Origin of the sequence: Polyangium sp. y55x31 (assembly GCF_029946505.1) — a bacterium.
GTDB lineage: Bacteria > Myxococcota_A > Polyangia > Polyangiales > Polyangiaceae > Polyangium.
The window spans coordinates 374,784-392,365 of record NZ_JARZHG010000001.1 but is presented as its reverse complement, the minus strand read 5'-3'; the positions used below and the strand labels follow the sequence as shown (position 1 = coordinate 392,365).

The 17,582-nt window shown below is 69.1% G+C and carries 13 protein-coding genes; 4 read left to right on the top strand and 9 right to left on the bottom strand.

Features of this window, described 5'->3' with window-relative positions:
- Nucleotides 1-11 precede the first annotated feature (11 nt).
- Together QHF84_RS01220 and QHF84_RS01215 are read right to left on the bottom strand one after the other, a co-directional pair.
- Nucleotides 12-1,451: a serine/threonine-protein kinase gene (locus tag QHF84_RS01220; protein ID WP_281311270.1), complete on the bottom strand. Its 1,440-nt coding sequence runs from the start codon at nucleotides 1,449-1,451 to the stop codon at nucleotides 12-14.
- Nucleotides 1,452-1,578: 127 nt separating this feature from the next.
- On the bottom strand, nucleotides 1,579-2,226 hold the full coding sequence (locus QHF84_RS01215; RefSeq protein WP_281311269.1) for a DUF2267 domain-containing protein: 648 nt from the start codon (nucleotides 2,224-2,226) through the stop codon (nucleotides 1,579-1,581).
- A 114-nt stretch (nucleotides 2,227-2,340) separates the two neighbouring features.
- Here QHF84_RS01215 and QHF84_RS01210 point away from each other — a divergent pair, with 114 nt between their 5' ends.
- Nucleotides 2,341-3,363 carry a Glu/Leu/Phe/Val dehydrogenase dimerization domain-containing protein gene (locus QHF84_RS01210; RefSeq protein WP_281311268.1) on the top strand — a complete coding sequence of 341 codons (1,023 nt, stop codon included), beginning with the start codon at nucleotides 2,341-2,343 and terminating at the stop codon, nucleotides 3,361-3,363.
- Here QHF84_RS01210 and QHF84_RS01205 read toward each other — a convergent pair.
- The gene (locus tag QHF84_RS01205) at nucleotides 3,360-4,187 is read right to left on the bottom strand and encodes a hypothetical protein (RefSeq protein WP_281311267.1); all 828 of its coding nucleotides are present in this window, start codon (nucleotides 4,185-4,187) and stop codon (nucleotides 3,360-3,362) included. The genes QHF84_RS01210 and QHF84_RS01205 overlap by 4 nt on opposite strands.
- A gap of 412 nt (nucleotides 4,188-4,599) precedes the next feature.
- On the opposite strand from QHF84_RS01205, the gene QHF84_RS01200 reads away from it, so the two are divergent.
- Both QHF84_RS01200 and QHF84_RS01195 read left to right on the top strand, forming a co-directional pair.
- Nucleotides 4,600-5,358, top strand: coding sequence for a hypothetical protein (locus QHF84_RS01200; protein ID WP_281311266.1), 759 nt, complete (start codon nucleotides 4,600-4,602; stop codon nucleotides 5,356-5,358).
- Nucleotides 5,359-5,412: 54 nt separating this feature from the next.
- Complete coding sequence (locus tag QHF84_RS01195) at nucleotides 5,413-6,417, top strand: NAD-dependent epimerase/dehydratase family protein (RefSeq protein WP_281311265.1); 1,005 nt, start codon at nucleotides 5,413-5,415, stop codon at nucleotides 6,415-6,417.
- Here QHF84_RS01195 and QHF84_RS01190 read toward each other — a convergent pair.
- The 4 genes from QHF84_RS01190 to QHF84_RS01175 form a co-directional block, all read right to left on the bottom strand.
- Nucleotides 6,404-7,696: an aminotransferase class I/II-fold pyridoxal phosphate-dependent enzyme gene (locus tag QHF84_RS01190; protein ID WP_281311264.1), complete on the bottom strand. Its 1,293-nt coding sequence runs from the start codon at nucleotides 7,694-7,696 to the stop codon at nucleotides 6,404-6,406. The two genes, QHF84_RS01195 and QHF84_RS01190, sit on opposite strands and share 14 nt — an antisense overlap.
- A gap of 321 nt (nucleotides 7,697-8,017) precedes the next feature.
- Complete coding sequence (locus QHF84_RS01185) at nucleotides 8,018-8,950, bottom strand: NmrA family NAD(P)-binding protein (protein WP_281311263.1); 933 nt, start codon at nucleotides 8,948-8,950, stop codon at nucleotides 8,018-8,020.
- 205 nt (nucleotides 8,951-9,155) lie between these two features.
- Nucleotides 9,156-10,682, bottom strand: coding sequence for a GMC family oxidoreductase N-terminal domain-containing protein (locus QHF84_RS01180; RefSeq protein ID WP_281311262.1), 1,527 nt, complete (start codon nucleotides 10,680-10,682; stop codon nucleotides 9,156-9,158).
- Nucleotides 10,683-11,088: 406 nt separating this feature from the next.
- Nucleotides 11,089-11,574, bottom strand: a complete 486-nt coding sequence (locus tag QHF84_RS01175) for a hypothetical protein (protein ID WP_281311261.1) — start codon at nucleotides 11,572-11,574, stop codon at nucleotides 11,089-11,091.
- Between the two features lie 268 nt (nucleotides 11,575-11,842).
- Between QHF84_RS01175 and QHF84_RS01170 the strand changes: the two genes are divergently transcribed.
- Nucleotides 11,843-14,506, top strand: coding sequence for a serine/threonine-protein kinase (locus QHF84_RS01170; RefSeq protein ID WP_281311260.1), 2,664 nt, complete (start codon nucleotides 11,843-11,845; stop codon nucleotides 14,504-14,506).
- A gap of 5 nt (nucleotides 14,507-14,511) precedes the next feature.
- Here QHF84_RS01170 and QHF84_RS01165 read toward each other — a convergent pair whose 3' ends face one another.
- The gene (locus QHF84_RS01165; protein WP_281311259.1) at nucleotides 14,512-14,784 is read right to left on the bottom strand and encodes a hypothetical protein; all 273 of its coding nucleotides are present in this window, start codon (nucleotides 14,782-14,784) and stop codon (nucleotides 14,512-14,514) included.
- Between the two features lie 215 nt (nucleotides 14,785-14,999).
- Entirely contained in the window at nucleotides 15,000-17,540 is a 2,541-nt protein-coding gene (locus QHF84_RS01160) for a C-type lectin domain-containing protein (protein ID WP_281311258.1), read from the bottom strand.
- Between the last annotated feature and the right edge of the window lie 42 nt (nucleotides 17,541-17,582).

Sequence of the window (17,582 nt, the reverse complement as noted above, 5' to 3'; positions counted from 1 at the left end):
GAAGCCGTGGTTCAGAACCCGATCGTGTCCTTGCCACCCTTGGGGGGCTTGGTCGCGGTCTTCGTGGTCGTCGCGGTCGGAGGGGGGGGCGTCGTCGCGGGCGCGGACGCCGTCTTGCGGGTCGTGGGTTTGTCCCCGGACGTCGTCGCGGGCGAGGCGGGCGCAGTCGGTTCGGCGAGCGCGCTCGTGGTCGGCGCGGACGCGGGGGCGACGACGGGCGTGGGGGACGGGGAGGGCGCGGGCGCTGCGACGGCGGGTGCGGTCGAGGCCTCGCCGGGCGCGGCGGACACGGCGGCGGCGTCGTCGCTTCGTCCGACGGCGAAGAACACGGCGGCGGCGCCGAGGACGAGCACGCCCACGCTCGCCGCGATGATCGCGGGCTTCTTGCCGCCGCCGGCGCGCGCGGCCGTGGTCGAGGTCCCGATGAGCGTCTGGGGCGCGCTCGCGGGGCCTTGCTGCGCGCTGTACGGCGAGGAGGTGTAGCCGTGCGTGGAACTCGGGGCCGGCGTCGCGGCCATCGGCCCGCCCGAGTAGGGCGCGGGCGTCGGCTCGGGGTGCGTGTGCAAGGAGCCGCGGGGGAAGCCGCCGGTCACCGCGTGGGGCGACGGCGTGCCGAGGATCGCTTGCTCGAGCGCCTCGGCCATCTCCTTCGCCGTGCCGAAGCGCTCTGCCGGATCACGCCGCAGCATGCGCTGGAACCACGCGTCGACGGCCGGCGGAACGTCGGGCCGGAGCGTGCTCGGGAGATGGAAGGCGCCCGTATGCACGGCGACCCCGAGCGAGCCGACGGTCTCGCCGTGGAAGGGCACGCGGCCGGTGATCGCGTGGTAGGCGACGACCGCGATCGACCAGAGATCCGAGCGGTGATCGACGCGCCTCGCGCTGAGGAGCTGCTCGGGGCTCATGTAGAGCGGCGTGCCCATCATCGAGCCCGTGGTCGTGGCGCCGAGCGCGCTGTCCGGGCCCATCTTGGCGATGCCGAAGTCGAGCAGCTTGACGAAGGTCTCGCCGTCGATGTTGCAGAGGAAGATGTTGTCCGGCTTGATGTCGCGGTGGACGATCCCGAGCGCGTGCGCGCGGGAGAGCGCCTTCGACGCCTGCGACACGACGAGCGCCACGTCCTTGAGCGGCAGCGGCCCTTCGCGGCGGATGCGGCGCTTCAGGTCCTCGCCTTCGAGCAGCTCCATCACGATGTACGGCGTGCCGTCGGCGGTGAAGCCGTGATCGAAGACCTGCGCGACGTGCGGGCTCTTGATCTGCGCCGCGGCCATGGCCTCCGTGCGGAACCGTTGCACGAGCGACGGGTTCTCGACGTAGGCGGGGGACATGAACTTGACGGCGACCTGGGTCCCGAGCGCGAGGTGGTCGGCGGCCCACACGCTGCCCATGCCGCCCTTTCCGAGGAGGCGCTGGAGCCGAAGCGTCGGCGTGATTTGCTGGCCAGCCTGCATCCGCCCGAGCCTTTCCGCGCGAGCCGTCCCTGGCCATTGCCGAGGGCGGCTCGGTCGGAAGGTACACGATTTCGTATCGGGATCGTAGCTTCGTGCCGGATTCCAACGAACCACGAAAGCCGCGCTTCTAGCGGCCTTTCTCGCTCACGGGCCGCAGCGGCCCGGGTTCGCCCTCGGCGAGGGTTTCGTGCTCGCGCTCCTGCGTGAGTCCGCGGCTCGACGAGAGTTTTGTCTCCTCGTGGGGGTTCTCGGCGCGGACGACCGAGTCCGCATGAGCACGCTCGGGCCGGGCCTCGCTGAGCGGCTTGCGGCTGCCGGGGCGGCCCGTGGCGAGGGTGTTTCCCTTGCCAAGCTCGGGCTCGTGCGGCCGGCGGAGGTGGACCGGAGGCGGCGGGACAGGCTCGTGCGGCGCAAGGAGCTCGCCGAGATCGGGCTCGAGATGGCGGCGCAAGCGGACGCGCGTGGTCTCGGGCAAGTGATCCCCGAGGACGCCGAGGACGAGCCGCGTGTGCTCGATGGCAAAGCCGATGAGCGTGCCCTCGCGGTCGGCGACGCGGCGGTAGAGCGCGTCCTCGGAGAGGTCGCCGAGGTGCGGACCGTCGAGGATGAAGGTCGCGAGCGGCGCCGGGAGCGCATGCGCGAGGGCGCGGGCCTCGTCGGGCACGAGCGTCTCGGCAAACGAGCGGAAGACGGCCTCGGTCAGCGTCCGCGCGAGCGACGTTTCTCCGAGCCCACCACGCCACGCAACCTCGTCCAGGAAGGATGACTCGTCCATGCCCGCACCTCCCGCGCGCCGAGGGGCATGCGAGGCCCGCGCCACGTCGCGCGCAGCACGGGCAGGCGAAGCGCACGCTTGCGTCGCGGGGCCATCGGTGCGTCTTTGCAATCTATGGAGGAACTCTTCCCCAAGGTGGCCGCGGCGGGCGGCCCGCGGTGCATCTTCGTGGCGGATCCGCGCTCCGGCCTGCGCGCGATCGTGGCCCTCGACGACACGACGCTCGGGCCCGCCGTGGGCGGCGTGCGCACGATGCGGTACCCGTCGGCAGACGCGGCGCTCGCCGACGTGCTGGCGCTCGCGCGAGCCATGACGCGGAAGTGCTCCCTCGCCGGGCTCGACGCGGGCGGCGGGAAGGCCGTCGTGCTCCTGGCAGACGGGCTCGATCGGAAGGCCGCGTTCGCGCGGCTCGGGCAGGTCGTCGAGGAGCTCGGCGGCGTGTTCCGCACGGCCGGCGATCTCGGGACGACGGCCGCAGATCTCGCAGTGATGGCCGAGCACACGCAGTACGTGCACACGGACGAACGTGGCCTCGCGGCGGCCGTCGCGCGTGGGCTTCTCCGATGCATCGAGGCCTGCGCAGCGGTGCGCGGCGTACCGCTCGAAGGGCTCTCGGTGGCGGTGCAAGGCGCGGGCGCGATCGGCGCGAGCGCGGCCGAGGTGCTGGCCGAGGCGGGGCTTCGGATCGTACTCGCGGACGTGGACACGCGCCGCGCCGAGGAGGTCGCTCGGAAGATCCACGGCGCGCGGGTCACGCCGGCGGATCGTGTCCTCGTCGAGGACGTCGACATCGTCGCGCCGTGCGCCGTCGGCGGCGTCGTCACGGCCGAGGTCGCCCACGCAATGCGCGCGTGGGCCGTGTGCGGCGCGGCGAACAACTCGCTCGCTTCGCCCGAGATCGCGGGCCTTCTCGCTTCGCGCGGCGTCCTCCACGTGCCGGATCCGATCGCCTCGGCGGGCGCGGTGATCGATGGGATCGGCCTCTCCGTGATGGGCCTGCCGGACCGCACGCCGCTCATCGATCGGCTCGGCGAGACGGCGCGGCTCGTGCTCGACGAGGCAAGGGCGACCGGGCGTACGCCGATGGACGTGGCCGAGGTGCGGGCGCTCGCGCGGATCGCGGCGGCGCGGCGCTAGCGCAGAAAGACCTGAAGCACGAGCTCGCTCAGCGCGATCGCGGCCGCGACGAACATGCTCGTGCGCGACAGCCGGTGCACCACGCCCGGCCGCGCCCAGAAGGGCGGCGGCGCCGGGATCGCCTCGAAATGCTCGGCCCAGAGCACGCGCGTTACCTGCGGCGCGCTTCGGTAGTTTGCCTCCACCGCTTGCTGTTCGGCTTCGCGCAGGGCGCGCACCGTCACGAGCATCGCGGGTGAGTTGGGCACGCGCTCGGCTGCTTCCAGCGACGTGCGCGCTGGGCCTGCGAGGGCGAGCGGCGTGTGCGTGTTTCCCGGCGCGTCCTCCTCGATGATCACGCCCTCTTCCGTGATCGCGACGAGCCGTGCCCGGATGAGCCCCTCGTCGCGCGCGCCTGACGTGAGCTCTGCGAGCGGCACTGTTTGCGGCAGCGCCTCCGCGCTCGCGGCGGGCATCCGTTGTTTCACCATGCGCGCGGCGACGAGCTGGATGCCGAACCAGGCCAGCGCGACGACCACGCTCTGCCCCACGTTCACGTAGGCGAATGCGCGTGCGCCGAGTCCGTTCACGCCGGCGAACGTGTAGAGCCCGAGCCCGTTGATCAGCGCGATTGCGGCCGTGCCGGCGGCGTTCATCCCGAGCCCGAGCAGGATGCCCACGGCGTTGATGCCGATCGCGATGGGGCCGACGGCCACGCTCGCGCCGATGGCCACGACGCCGACGGCGACGTTGCCGATGGCGATGAAGCCGACCGCGACGTTTCCGAACGCGACGAGCCGGGGGCGTGCGTCGTGCAAAGGGCCCAGCCGCGGATCCGGGACCATCGGGGGAAGGTTAGGCGAGGGGGAGCGCGTTGGTCAACGCGGGCCTGGGGACGGCCCGCGAGGAATCTGCAAAGCTCGAAATTTTCTGGGAACGGCGGTCGTCCGCCCATGGGGACCTGCGCATGGGCCGCGCACCCCCCTGCGGATCCATTGCCGCATGCGGAGCACGTGCCGCACGCGTGCGTACCGTCCGACGCACCTCGCCTCCATGTCGAGGTCGCTCCGAATCCGCCCTCGCGTGCTCGCGACCGCCCCGTTTGGCCAGCTTCTCGACCGAATCCAGACCTGCTCCCGTCACGAGCCGCGAAAAACCATTTGCGCGCGCCGCGTCATTTCGCAGCGAAATCGCGTCGTGGGCGTTTGTCCGCGCCGGGTACGCCGTTTGCCCTTGGCGCCGAACATGCCCGCCCGCGTGATCCTCCCTCGAATCCTCACCTTGCCGTTTCTCGCGACGCTCGCCCTCGGATCTTCTGGCTGTGGCCTCTTCGATCTGCTCGAGCCCGAGACCACCCTCGCCGACCTCGACCCTGCCATCGCGCGGGTCGAGGTGGAGCTCGGCGAATCGCCGCGCGTCTCGCTCGTGCTCGTGGCCAAGGAGGGGACGTGCGAGGCGATCACGGACGACGTCAAGGCCAAGGTGGACGATCGGAAGATGGATCTCTTCATCCGCGGCGGCGAGACGCCCACGCAAGACGGCTGGGTCTGCGGCGCGCCCACCTTCCGCAAGGCGCTCGCCGAGGAGAACCTCGGCAAAGAGAAGACACACTTCGAGGTCTCGGACGAGTCGGCCCGCATCGCGCTCGACTTCGAGGACCTGCTCGCCGAGCGCACGATCGCCCCGAGCCACCCGCAGGACAAGATCGAGCCCGGCGTCGACCTCGCGCTCGCGTGGTCTGCGCCCGGCGACGAGTTCGCCGAGGACGACATCGACGTCGTGTTCACGTACGACGACGCGACGCTCGAGCTGCCGGCGCCGCCGCAGGTGAGCGTCGTGGACCGGGAGATCGTCGTGCGGATCCCGCAGGGCTCGCCGCCGGGCCCTGCGACGCTGCGCGTGGACGCCGAGGTCCACGTGGCCGCCGCGTCCTGCAACGGCACGGAGAGCTGCGAGGCCACCGTGAAAGTCTCGCCGGAGGTCGCGCTCGAGGTGACGAGCGGCGTGGTGCCCTGAAGCGAGCGAGCAGCGCTCCCCAGGCGGGGCGCGGGGAAGTAGACTCGCGTCCCGATGAGTGATGTGTCGTTGACGGATGCAAAGGTCCTCGTGACCGGCGCGAGCGGGTTCATCGGAGGGCGCCTCGCCGAGCGCCTCGCGACCGAGGACAAGGCGAGCGTGGTCGGCGCCGGACGGTCCTTTTCGGACGAGGCGCGGCTGCGTGATGCGGGCGTGACGATCCACCGGGCCGACGTGCGCGACACCGGCGCGATGGAGCGGCTCTGCGAGGGCAAACGTGTCGTCTTCCACCTCGCCGCGTGGCTCGAGCGCGGCAAGGGCGGCGAGGCGGACGCGTATGCGGTCAACGTGGACGCGACGCGCGCGCTCGTCGCGGCTGCGGCGCGCGCGGGGTGCGAGCGGTTCGTCCTCGTGAGCACCATCTCGGCCTACGGGCTCCCGTCGACGGACCACGTGGACGAGTCGGTTCCGATCGACGTCGCGCAGGCGGATCTCTACGGCCGGACGAAGGCGCTCGGCGAGGAGGCGGCGCGCGAGGAGGCTGCGAAGGGGAACCTCGTGATCTCGATCGTGCGGCCGGCGATGGTGTACGGGCCGCGATCGGGCGGGTGGACGGTGGGCATGCTCCGGCTCGTGCAGAAGGGCGTGCCCGTGATCTTCGGGGACGGCCAGGGCCATGCGTATCCCGTCTACGTGGACGACGTCGTCGACATGGTTCGCCTCGCCGCGACGCGGCCCGAGGCCCGGGGCGAGGCGTTCAACGCGAGCGACGCCGCCGTCACGTGGGAGCGCTTCTTCGGCTTCTACGGCGCGATGAGCGGCAAGCGCCCGCGCCGCGTGCCCATGCCCATCGCGTACCTCATCGCCCGCGCGAACGAGCTCTTCAAGCTCGGGATCCCGCTCACGGCGGAGCGGCTCGAACGGTACGTGCGCAAGCTCGAGTATCCGACGACGAAGGCCGAGCGTCTGCTCGGCTGGCAGGTGCGCGTGCCGCTCGGCGAGGGCATGCGGCGGAGCGAGGTGTGGCTCCGCGAGACGGGAAAACTCAGGTCGACATGAGCGAACGGAGGCGCGGGAACGCCGCCTGGATGTCGTCCATCGACACCGCGCCCACGCTCAGCCGGAACCAGCCGTTCTCCTCGCGCAGCCCGAACGCCTGGAAGGGCACGACCGCGAGGCCCGCTTCTTCCAGCAGCACCTTGCGGATCTCGTCGTTCGTCTGGATCGTACGGCCCCGGATCGTCTTGCCCATCCAGTCGAACCGCGCCGACAGGTAGATCGCCCCTTGCGGCGCGATCGCGTCCACGGGCAAACCCTCGCGTTTCATCGCGGAGAACCCGGCGAAGAGCGCGTCGAGCCGCTCCTTCACCTTCGCCTTCGCGCCCGAGAGGAACGTGTGCATCGCGTCGGGCGTGTCGAGCAGCGCGGCTGTCGCCACCTGCTCGGCCTTCGGCGCCCAGGCGCCCACGTGCCCGAGGATGTCGGCCATGCGCCGCCGCACCGCGGGCGGCATGAACCCCCAGCCGACGCGCATGCCCGTCGCGCAGAACGACTTCGACAGCGCGTCGAGCATGATGGTGTACGGCGCGATCTCGGGCACGAGCGAGACGGGCGTCTCGTGGCGCGCGTCGCCGTGCGTGAGCATCCAGTAGACCTGGTCGTACACGAGGAACACCGGGCGCAGGTTCTCCGCCTGCCTCCTTCGGTTCTCTTCGAGCACGAGCTCGGCGATGCGCTGGAGCTCGTCCCTGGCGATGACGGTGCCGGTCGGGTTCAGCGGCGAGTTGATGAGGAGCAGCCGCGCCGCGCCGATGTGCGGCCGGAAATCGTCGGCGGTCGGGAAGAAGTTCGACGCGGCCGAGACGGGGATCTCCACGGCCCTCGCGCCGGAGAGGTAGGCGTAGTGGTTGTTGTTCCAGGACGGCACGGGGTAGACGGCGACGTCGCCGGGATCGATGAGCGTGCGGTAGGCGCCGTAGAGCAGCGGGCGGGCGCCGCCGGCGACGAGCACGGACTCGAGCGGGTACTTGAGGCCGAGCTCGCGCTCGTAGAAGCGCACGAGCGCCTCGCGCAGGACGAGCACGCCGTCGGAGGGCGGGTAGTTCGTGTGGCCCTCGGCGAGCGCGGCGCGCGTGCCCTCGCAGAGCTCGGCGGGGATGGGGAAGTAGGCCGGATCGAAGTCGCCGACCGTGAGGTTGCAGATCTGGGCGCCCTTGGCCTTCATCGCCCGGATCTCGCTGGCAATCTTCAAGATCTCGGAGCCGATGACGCCGCGCGCGAGCGCCGAGAGGCCGGCATCACCGACCTCGAGCGTGGGAAATTCGAGGGCCGTAACCATGGGGGACGCGGAGCATACCCTCGGATCCCAGGGTGGGGAATGGCGGAATGCGCGCACATTTTTCGGCGGTAATCCGTCCGGGGCAGGGGAGCGGAAGCGAGAGCGGGAGCGCGAGCGGAAGAGGAAGCGGGAGCGGTAATCAGGAAATCTCGCTCGGGGACGGCGATCGCACCGTCGTGTTCGCGCTCTTCAAGGCCATGCCTCATCGTGGTCGTCCTCGCGCTTCGCGCTCCGGGCGGCTGCGCGCGGTGCACGAGCCAGGCAATCTGGCGCCGCTGGAGGTCTCCGCGAATCCGGCATTTCGCGACCTGTCCTTGGTGCTCAAGCAAAGAGATCGCGGCCCTGCCGTACGAACGCCTCGAACGATAGTGGCTCGCTCCCCGTGAGCCCCCTCAGGGCCGCGGCGTCGGGGCGCCGGGTCGGCCCTCGCGTGGCGATGGCGGCGCCGACAGCCGCGATATGCCGCGCCATATCCGGGTTGACGGGGCCATCGGGGTCGCGCGCCGCGAGGTCGGAAAGCTCGCGTATCCACGCGTCCTGCGAGATCGGCTCGAATCGGACCGGCCGCGAAAGCTCTCGGGTGAGGATCTCCGCGATTGCCGCGTGGCTCAGGTGCTCGGCGCCGGGCGGATGGTGGACCTTGCTGCCCGCGAACCGATCGGGATGGAGCACGGCCGCGACGACGAGATGGGCGGCGTCCAGCCCGCTGATCCACGGCGCGTCGACGGAACCGAAGCAGTTGCGGATCACGCCCTCGCGGCGAATGGTGCTGCCATGCAGCGTGGGGATGTTCTCGAAAAACAGTGCCGTGATGCGCAGCACGCAAAGATCGAGACCCGCCCAGCCGAGCACCTCCTCCGCGAGCCATTGCGCGCGGCCAAGATGGCTCGGGCTCTCCGGGTGGGCCGGGCCCATCGAGTTGACGACGACACGCAATGGGGCCTCGTGCGTATGGGCTGCGGCCGCGAAGGTTGCCGCGGCCTCCACCACGCCGGCGCCGATTGGATAGGTGAAGGTCGCGGTGCCGATGCCCTCCAAGGCCCGCACGAGGCTCGCGCGGTCGTGCAAGTCGCCGAGCGCGATCTCGGCGCCAAGCGCCTCCAGCGCTTCGGTCCGCGGGCTCTTTCGTCGTGCGAGGATGCGGACCGGTCGCCCAGCGGCGCGAAGGGCACGCACCACATGGGCGCCGGTACCGCCGTGTCGCCCGGTGGCGCCGGTGACCAGGATCCCTGGAGAAGTCGTCTTGCTCGTCATGGTGCTGCTCCTTGTCGTGGGAAGCCGTTCGAACGGCTGGCAATGAGGGGCCTTGCCGCCGATCCATACCGTGCGGCGACGCTAGCCTCGGATGCGGGGTGCAACATGTATGATGGTCATCATATATGATGACCATCATATGATCAAGAGCAGTCGTACGCGACCTCGACGTCACCAACCTTTCCTCTGCCGGCCCCTACCGGGCTCAGGCGCTCCGACGGCTCGCGAGCACGAGTTCAGCGCCCTTGACCGCTATCATCATGGTGGCCGCGGCCGTGTTTCCGGAGACCGTGGTGGGGATGATGGAGGCGTCGACGACACGCAGGCGCTGGGTGCCTCTGACCTCGAGGTGGGGCGTCACCACGGCCATGTCATCCACGCCCATTTTGCAGGTGCCCGCATAGTGGTAGCAGGTGTCGGCTGTCCGGCGAATGTAGGCTTCGATCTCGGCATCCGTTTGCACCTCTGGCCCGGGTAGGATCTCCCCGGCGAACCAGTTGGCCAGGCCTTGGTTGTGGCCAATGTCGCGGGCGAGCTTGATGCAGAAGATGCAGCGCTGGATGTCTTCGGGGGCCTCGAGATAGCGAGGATCGATCATGGGGTGCTCGGCAGGATGGATGCTCGCGAGCTTGATCGTGCCACGGCTCCTGAGGAGCTGGAGGTTCGGGTAGATGAAGTAGCTCTGCCGTTTGTCTGGAGGCAACTCCAACCCCTCCATGGTGCCGCTGGCCAGGGAGCACTCCACGTCGGTGAGGTAGGGGAGGGTGGAGGGATCCGTGGAGGTGAAGATCACCGCACCCATGAGGCCATAGGGCTGTTTTGGCATGGGCTTGCTGGCAAGGAACATGGCCGTGACAAAGAGGTCGTCTTGGAAGTTCTCGCCGACGCCGGGGAGCGCTGACACCACGGGGATACCCAAGTCCCGGAGCTGACTCTCCGGGCCCACCCCGGAGAGCAGCAGGAGATGCGGGCTGCCGATGGCACCCGCTGCGACCAGGATCTCTCGGCTCGCGTGAATCTCCACTTGGCGCTGGGTGCGCAAGTCGGTGGCCTCCACGGCTACGGCGCGACGCTCGTGATCGAAGAGAATGCGATCGAAGCGGACTCCGCTCGTGATGTGGAGGTTGGTATGCCTGCGGGTGCCGAGGAAGCTTTTGAACGTTGTCTCCCGCCGCCCCCCTTGGCTGATGAGGAACTGAAATGGGGAGACGCCGAACGCGTGAGGGGAGGCGTTGTAGTTGGGGTTGTAGGGGATGCCCATGTCATTGCAGGCGACCACCAGATCCTCGATGAACGGATCCGCCTCCGCCTGGGTGACGTGCATCCGCTCCTCCACCCGCTTGAAATAGGGTAGGATTTCATCGTATTTCCAGCCCACGCAACCCTCTTGGGCCCACCGGTCGAAGCCGTACGCGCCACCGCGCACGTACACCATGGCATTGTGTACGCTGCAGCCGCCCAGCGCCTTGGCCCGGCCGAGTTGGATCTCGCGATCATTGAGCTCCGGCTGGGCGACCGAGCGGTAGCCCCACTCCAGCGTTCGATCACGCGAAATCAGCAACCATTTGGCGGGATCCCAGACGGTCTCATGATCCGGAGGAATGTCGTCGCCGGCTTCCAGCAAGAGAATCCGGTCGTCGGGGAGATGCTCCGCGAGCATGGCGGCAAGGGTACAGCCGGCAGAGCCGGCGCCGAGAATGATATAATCGAAGTTGGTTTCAAATGGGCTCATGTGTGCTCCTGCGTGGGGACGGTTCGTTCAAAACGGCCGCATGCGCTGAGCATCCAACCAAGTTGTCGCCCCTAGCACCGGCGCCTCACCCGCACCACGCGCGCATCGCGAGGGCATGCGACGATCGGCGTAGATCCCCTGGTCTTCCAGCGCGACGCAGTGTGGAAATGGGGTGGACGTCAAACGTTGTGGGCGGTCGAGGCGTCCTGGGCAAATGATTTGTCGAATCGATGATACCGGAATGGCAACAATGGATGTGTCGGCGGGATATTCGTGGGGCGCTGATCGGAGCGTGATCGCCCCGTCGCGCGCGCGGCCATTGACACGGGTGATGCCCCGGCGTTGCGGTCGTATTCTGCGAGCCGGGGCGGCGCGCTGCCGCTTCCGCTGAACCTGGACCGGTCGTTCAGCGCTTCTCCTCGCGCTCGAACGCTTCCCTTTGCGCCAGGAGCCACGCCCGCGCGGACGCCTCGTCATCGAAAAACGCGGCGACGTACTTCTCGCCGTGGATGAAGTTCGTTGCCCGATTCCACATGTTCACGAAGACCCGCAGGCTGAAGCCGGCGCCGAGGTATGCGGTGAAATACCGCTTTGCAGGCTTGGGGTTCGTCGCGCCGAGCCGCCGCGTCTCGCCGTCCATCCCCTCGAACGCGCGCATGTCACAGATCAGGAGCACGACGTCGGGCACGTTCGAGAGATCCTCGGTCGAGAGGATCTTGCGCATCTCGTCGCACGAGACGCGGCCGCGGTAGATCATGGTGGAGACGCCGTCGCGGCCGTAGATGAGCGAGTGCCGCCCGATCTCGTGGGCTTGCACGGCGCCATCGCCTCTGCCCGCGCTCGCGCGCAGCACGGAGAGGTCGTCGTGGGAGAGCAGCGACAGCGGTTGCATGAGCGCGTGATGGTCGCTTCCGTCTCGGACGATGTCAACACCTACGGCTGACCGCGTCCGCTTGCTCCGCAGCCGCCCGGAACGCGAAGCGCGTCCCTCGTTGCCTCGTCACCCCGAGAGCTGGCACATCCGCCGTCACGCTGGCGTCACTGGATCCGACTGGATTCCCATTCATGTGGTGGACGCATACGTCCGCCTTCGCCTTCGGAAGCGGAAGCAGTGGCGGGAGCGGTCGCGGTAGTGATAGCGGTAGCGGAAGGAAAGTCCCATGGTGAAGCCCGAGCTCTCCGGTTTGCCCACGGCGCCCGAAGCGCCGGAGGTCATTTCCGCGGCGTCTGGGGACGTGCTCCGCGTGGGCCAGGTCGTGGCCGGGCGATACGAGGTCGTGGCGCGCCTCGGCGCGGGCGGCATGGGCGCCGTGTGGCGCGTGCACGATCGAGCGCTCGACGAGGATGTCGCGCTCAAGGTCATCTTGCCCGATCGCGTCGGGGATCCCGCGGCGCTCGCGCGTTTCCGCGACGAGGTCAAGATCGCCCGCAAGATCACGCATCCGAACGTCTGCCGCGTCTTCGACCTCGGCGAGTCCGAGTCGCTCACGTTCCTCACGATGGAGCTCGCCCCCGGCAGCACGCTGCGGCACCTGCTCGCTGCCGGGCCTCTACCGCCCGCGCGTGCGCTCGACATGTTCCAGCAGATCGTCGACGGCGTCGCCGCGGCCCACGAGCGCGGCGTGGTGCATCGGGATCTCAAGCCTGAAAACGTTCTCGTTCGGCGGGATGGGCGTTGCCTCGTCGCCGACTTCGGCCTCGCGCGTGAGCCGGGGATTGGCGTCGCGACCACGACGGCGGGCGGGGCGGGCACGCCCGCGTACATGTCGCCCGAGCAACTCAAGGGCGAAAAGCTCGACATCCGCAGCGACGTCTTTGCCCTGGGCATCCTCGGATACGAGCTCTTCACGGGGCGATCTCCATTCGGTCAGGGCTCGCCCGGGACGATTTCGACCGCGATCCTGCGCAGCGATCCAGCGACGCTCGAGGTGCCGGGCCTCGCCGAGCCCGTTCTCCAGGCCCTTCGCGAGCTCCTTTCGCGGGCGCTCGCCAAGGATCCGGACGGTCGATTCGCCTCCGCAGGCGAGCTCGGGGCCGCGCTCGCGCGGGCGCGGGACGCGACGCAGGCCCGGAGCACGTTGCGCGGTTTGTCCGAACCCGAGCCGGATCCTTCTCGCGCGCCCGCCCCATTTCAATGGTGGAAGCTCTCCCTCGTCCCGCCGCTGCTGCTCCTGAGCCTCTTTCTCCTGGCGCAGCTCCCGCGCGGCGATCTTCGCCATTGGAGGCCGTTTTCCCGCGACGAAGACCTCGGACCGCAAACCTCGCCGAGCGCGTCCGCGTCGCCCTCGGCTGCGGACGAGCGCGCGACCCTCGTCGTTCTTCCTTTCGAAAACCTCACGGGCGACGCGGCGTGGAATGGTTTGTCCCTCAGCGCGCCCGAGGTCGTGCGGGCGGGGCTCCGCACGATGCCGGAGGTTCGGCTCTCCGAGAGCGCGCCGGCCGATCGAGACGCGGCGCTCGCGGCGGGCGTGGCCTTCTGGGTGCGGGGCAGCGTGCAGCGCGTGGGCGGCACGCTCCGGCTCTCGGCGCAGCTCGATCCGGTGGGCGACGAAAAAGAGGCATTGCCGGGCGAGCCCGTCGAGGTCGACGCCGACGCAAATGACGTCACGCGGCCGCTGGAGATCCTGCGCGCACGTGTCCTCGACGAGGCGCGGCTCGTCGTGCGCCACTGGGTCAAGCGCCGCAGGGCCACGCTCGGCACGGAAAACGAGGCCGCGAGGGAGAGCCTGCTCGATTATTACAAGATGGTGGGGCCCGGGCCCCGGAAAGAGCATTTTTCCGAGGGGCTCCGGCTCCTCGATCGAGCGATCGCCGCCGATCCGGCGTTCGTCCCGGCGCTCGTCGAGCGCGCGCATCTGCGCTCGATGGGCGCGGGGGAGGGGACGCCGGCTTCGAGAATGGCCGACGCGAATGCGGGGATCGAGCAGGCGCTCGCGATTCGGCCGCAGGATCCGACGGCGCTCGTCACGCGCTGCCGGCTCATGCAGGTCGCGCTCGAAGTGGGCGGCGACAAACCCACGGATGCCTCGATCGAGCGGGCGAAGGCCGCGTGTGACGCGGCGCTCGGGGTCGCTCCGGCGCTCGCGGACGTGTACCTGTCGCTCGCGCGCCTCCAGGATCGCGCGTGTCGCGACGAGGAGGCCATGCTCTCGCTCGAACGGGTCCTCGAGCTCGATCGGAGCCTCTCGGGGCGGGTGCTCAAGTATTCGGTCAGCCTGGCGCTGGCGAATGATCGCATGCTCGTCGCCGAGAAGAAGTCCGAGGCGTTGATCGCGTTTCACGAGGAGGAGCGGCGGCTCGGCGCCCGGTCGATCGCGCGGCGGGCGGGCATTCCGCCGGAGCAGATGGGCGTGTATTTCCGGCGCGGCGTGGTGCTCCTCCGCGTCGGGCGGCTCGACGAGGCGACACAGGCGTTCGAGCGGGAGATCACGGACGTCGAAGCGCTCGCCGGCAGCGCGTGGGCCGAGGCCGCGGCCATTCGGGGGCTCTTGCGGGTCGGAAAGGCCCGGGGCAAGGCCATCTTGCCGGAGCACCGGCGGAGGCTCGCCGAGATCGAGGCGGAGATGCGCGCGAAGGTCACGTCGGATCCGTCGATCGCGAAGACCATGGTCGGCGCGTATCTCTGGGTCGATCCCGAGGCCGCGGTCGAATGGCTCGGGCGTCTGTCGGCGCGGGGATCGTGCGAGGACGCGATCTGGCGAGGGCTCGTGTATCGCGCCGCGGGGAAAACGAAGCTCGCGCGGGAGGCGCTCGCCGCGTGCAGCGCGACCGAGCAATGGGAGAAGCGCTGCGTTTCGCGGATCGAGTCGCTCCTGCCGCGCTGAGCGGGTCAATCGTCGCTGCTGCCCGATTTGTCGCAATCGTCGGGCGTCGTGCAGCCGAGATCCGGCGGGACCTCCTGCGTCTCGAAGGGCGCGTCGAGGGCGCCGTCGCAAGGCACCTCGACAGCCTTGCCATCCTTGCCCGTGGTATAGCAGGCGTTGAACTCGTCGTCGTACCAGATGAGAGACGCAGGCTCGCTCGATTCGGCGATGCAGCCGGTCGTGAAGACGGACGAAAGCGAGACGAGGACGAGACCGAGGAGCGACGTGGAGCGAAGCATGGGGAAGACCTCTCTGGGGCGCCGATGCGGGGCGCCGCGTTCGGGGAGACGTCAAAGCAGGCGGCGTGCCAGGGGAGGGGAGGGCACCTGATCGCGGAAATCCTTGGTGGTTTCGCGCAGGGGCAGGAGCGAGGTGGAAGATCGATCGATCGGTTGATCGATCGGAAGATGCAGGTGGATCGATCACTCGATCGATCCACCCGAGGGCCCGCGTTTCACGGCGTGATCAGGACGGCCATTCCGTCGAGGATGGCCCCGACGTTCTCCAGGCTCGTATCGAGCGCGAGGGCCGCGCTCCGGGGCGTCAGGCTCGTGTAGAACACGGTCCCATTGCGGAGGTAACGCACGGTGCTCCCCGAGACCTGGACGCGGAAGACGTCGTTTTCCGTGTACGTCCCGAAGCTGCCCTTGTCGAACGCGCCCTCCTGGACCCGGACGAGCGGCGCGCCGCTCGCGTCGTGGGTGAAGTAAATCCCGTACTCGATGTCGTTGCGGTGCTCGCTCGTGTTCACCGCTCCGAGGCCGGCGGCCTTCTTCGCGGCGACCTCGGCCGCGGAGAACTCGGCGTACCCATTCTGCCCGACCGCGATCGTCTGGTGCGACACCGCGCCGCCGATGCTGCTCGTCCCGGACACGCTTTCGAGCGCGTTACCGTCGGCGAAGATGTAACGGACGTCGTCCCAGAAGCCCGGATCGATGCACTTCGTATCGCCGTCCGCGCACGTCACGATGTCCATGTCCATGAAGACGGCGCCGAGGGTCTCCAGGCTGGTGTCGATGCGCAGATCCGTGGTCGGCGCGGTGCGGCTCGTGTAGAAAGGCACACCATTGCGGAGATAACGCACCTCGCCGCCCTGGACCTCGACGCGGAAGACGTCGCCCGCGGCGTACGTCCCGAAGCTGCCCTTGTCGTAGGCGCCTTCCTGCACGCGGAGGAGCGGCGCGCCGCTCGCGTCGTGGGTCAGGTAAATGCCGTAATCGATGTCATTGCGATGCTCGCTGCTGTTCCCGGCCCCGAGGCCGGCCGCTTTTTTCGTGGCGGTGTCGATCACGGTGAACTGCATGTACCCTTCCGCGCCGAAGGGGATCGACGCGCGCGAGATCGCCCCACCGATCGCGCTCGTCCCCCACACGCTTTCGAGCTCGCCCTCCGTGGCGAAGGCATACCGCACGTCGTCCCACATGCCCGGATCGATACACGCCACATCGTTCGGCTTGCACGTCTCGAGCGCCGCGTTCGTGATCGTGGCGCCGACGTCTTCGAGGCTCGTGTCGAGGCGGAGATCCGCGCTCGGCGCGGCGAGGCTCGTGTAGAAGGGCACGCCATTGCGGAGATAACGCACCTTGCCGTCCAGGACCTCCACACGGAACATGTCGTTCGCGGTGTACGTCCCGAAGCTGCCCTTGTCGAACGCGCCCTCCTGGACGCGGACCAGCGGGTTTCCGCTCGCGTCGTGCGTCAGGTAAATGCCATACTCGATGTCGCTGCGGCTCGCGCTCGTATTGCCGGCGCCGAGCCCGGCGGCCTTTTTTGTGCTGATCTCGCCCGTGGAGAACTCCACGTATCCATTCGAGCCGAGCGGGATCGATTTTCGGGAGACCGCGCCCGCGACCGCGCTGCCGACCCGACGCAGGTTGTTCTCGCGCGCCATCGCATACACGACGTCGTCCCAGAACCCGGGCTTCACGCACCCGAGCTCGTCCGTCACGCAGCCGTGGACGCGCGCGTCGGTGAGGATCGCGCCGGCCCCTTCGAGGCTCGTGTCGAGGACCATGCCCGCCGTGGGCGCCGTGGCGCTCGTGTAGAACGGAAGGCCATTGCGAAGATAACGCACCTTGCCGGAGACGACCTCCACGCGGAAGACGTCGTCCGAGGCGTACGTCCCGAAGCTGCCTTTGTCGTAGGCGCCCTCCTGGACACGAAGGAGCGGCGCGCCGCTCGCGTCATGCGTGAAATAAATGCCGAACTCGATGTCGCTGCGGTTCGTGCTCGTGTTCCCCACGCCGAGGCCCGCGGCCTTTTTCCACGTGACCTCGCCCGGCGAGAACTGCACGAATCCATCCCCGGCGCCGATGTTCCCCGACGAACGCGCGCCGCCCACCCCCGCCGCTGCCCTTTCGAGGCGCGTCCCCGAGGGGTTCGTCGCATTGACGAGCTCGACCCAGGCGACGGGATCCTGGAGCTCGCAGAACGTCTTGTTCGTCCAGGCGCAATTGAGGTCGTTCCACTTGCCCGTGTCCCACATCATGCCGCAATCTTCGTTGCCCGCATTGTTGGGCTCGTACGCGGACCAGTTCAGGAACGAGGGGGAAAAACCGTTCGACCAGCGATAATTTCCCTCGGTGACGCGGTCGTTCAGATCGATCCAGAACCCTTGCGTGCCCACGGCGAACGGCTGCAGAAACGCGTTTTCGGCGAGGCCCTCGATACGGGCGAGGCCATGGCCGCGACCCTCGCACATCGCCTGCGCGGTCGCGTGATCGAGCTGGTCCTGGCATACGCGGTATTCGTGGCCGCCGTGCACGTACGTCTGGCAATCGCAGGCTCCGTCCTCGTCGATCCGATCGTCGCCGTCGTCGTCGATGCCATTGCAGCTCTCGGTCGCGAGGGCCTGCGAATCCTCGTCCGTGAAGCTCTCGTCCTCGGCGCCGGACGAGGCGGCGCAGCCGGCGAGGGGCGCGGCCGCGAGCGCGAGCGGGGCGGCGAGGAGCAGCGAGCGGAGCGAGGAGCGGTAGAGACGCGTCGTCGAGAGCATGGCGAGAGACCTCCGGGGAGCCCTGCCTCCGCGCCGGTCATC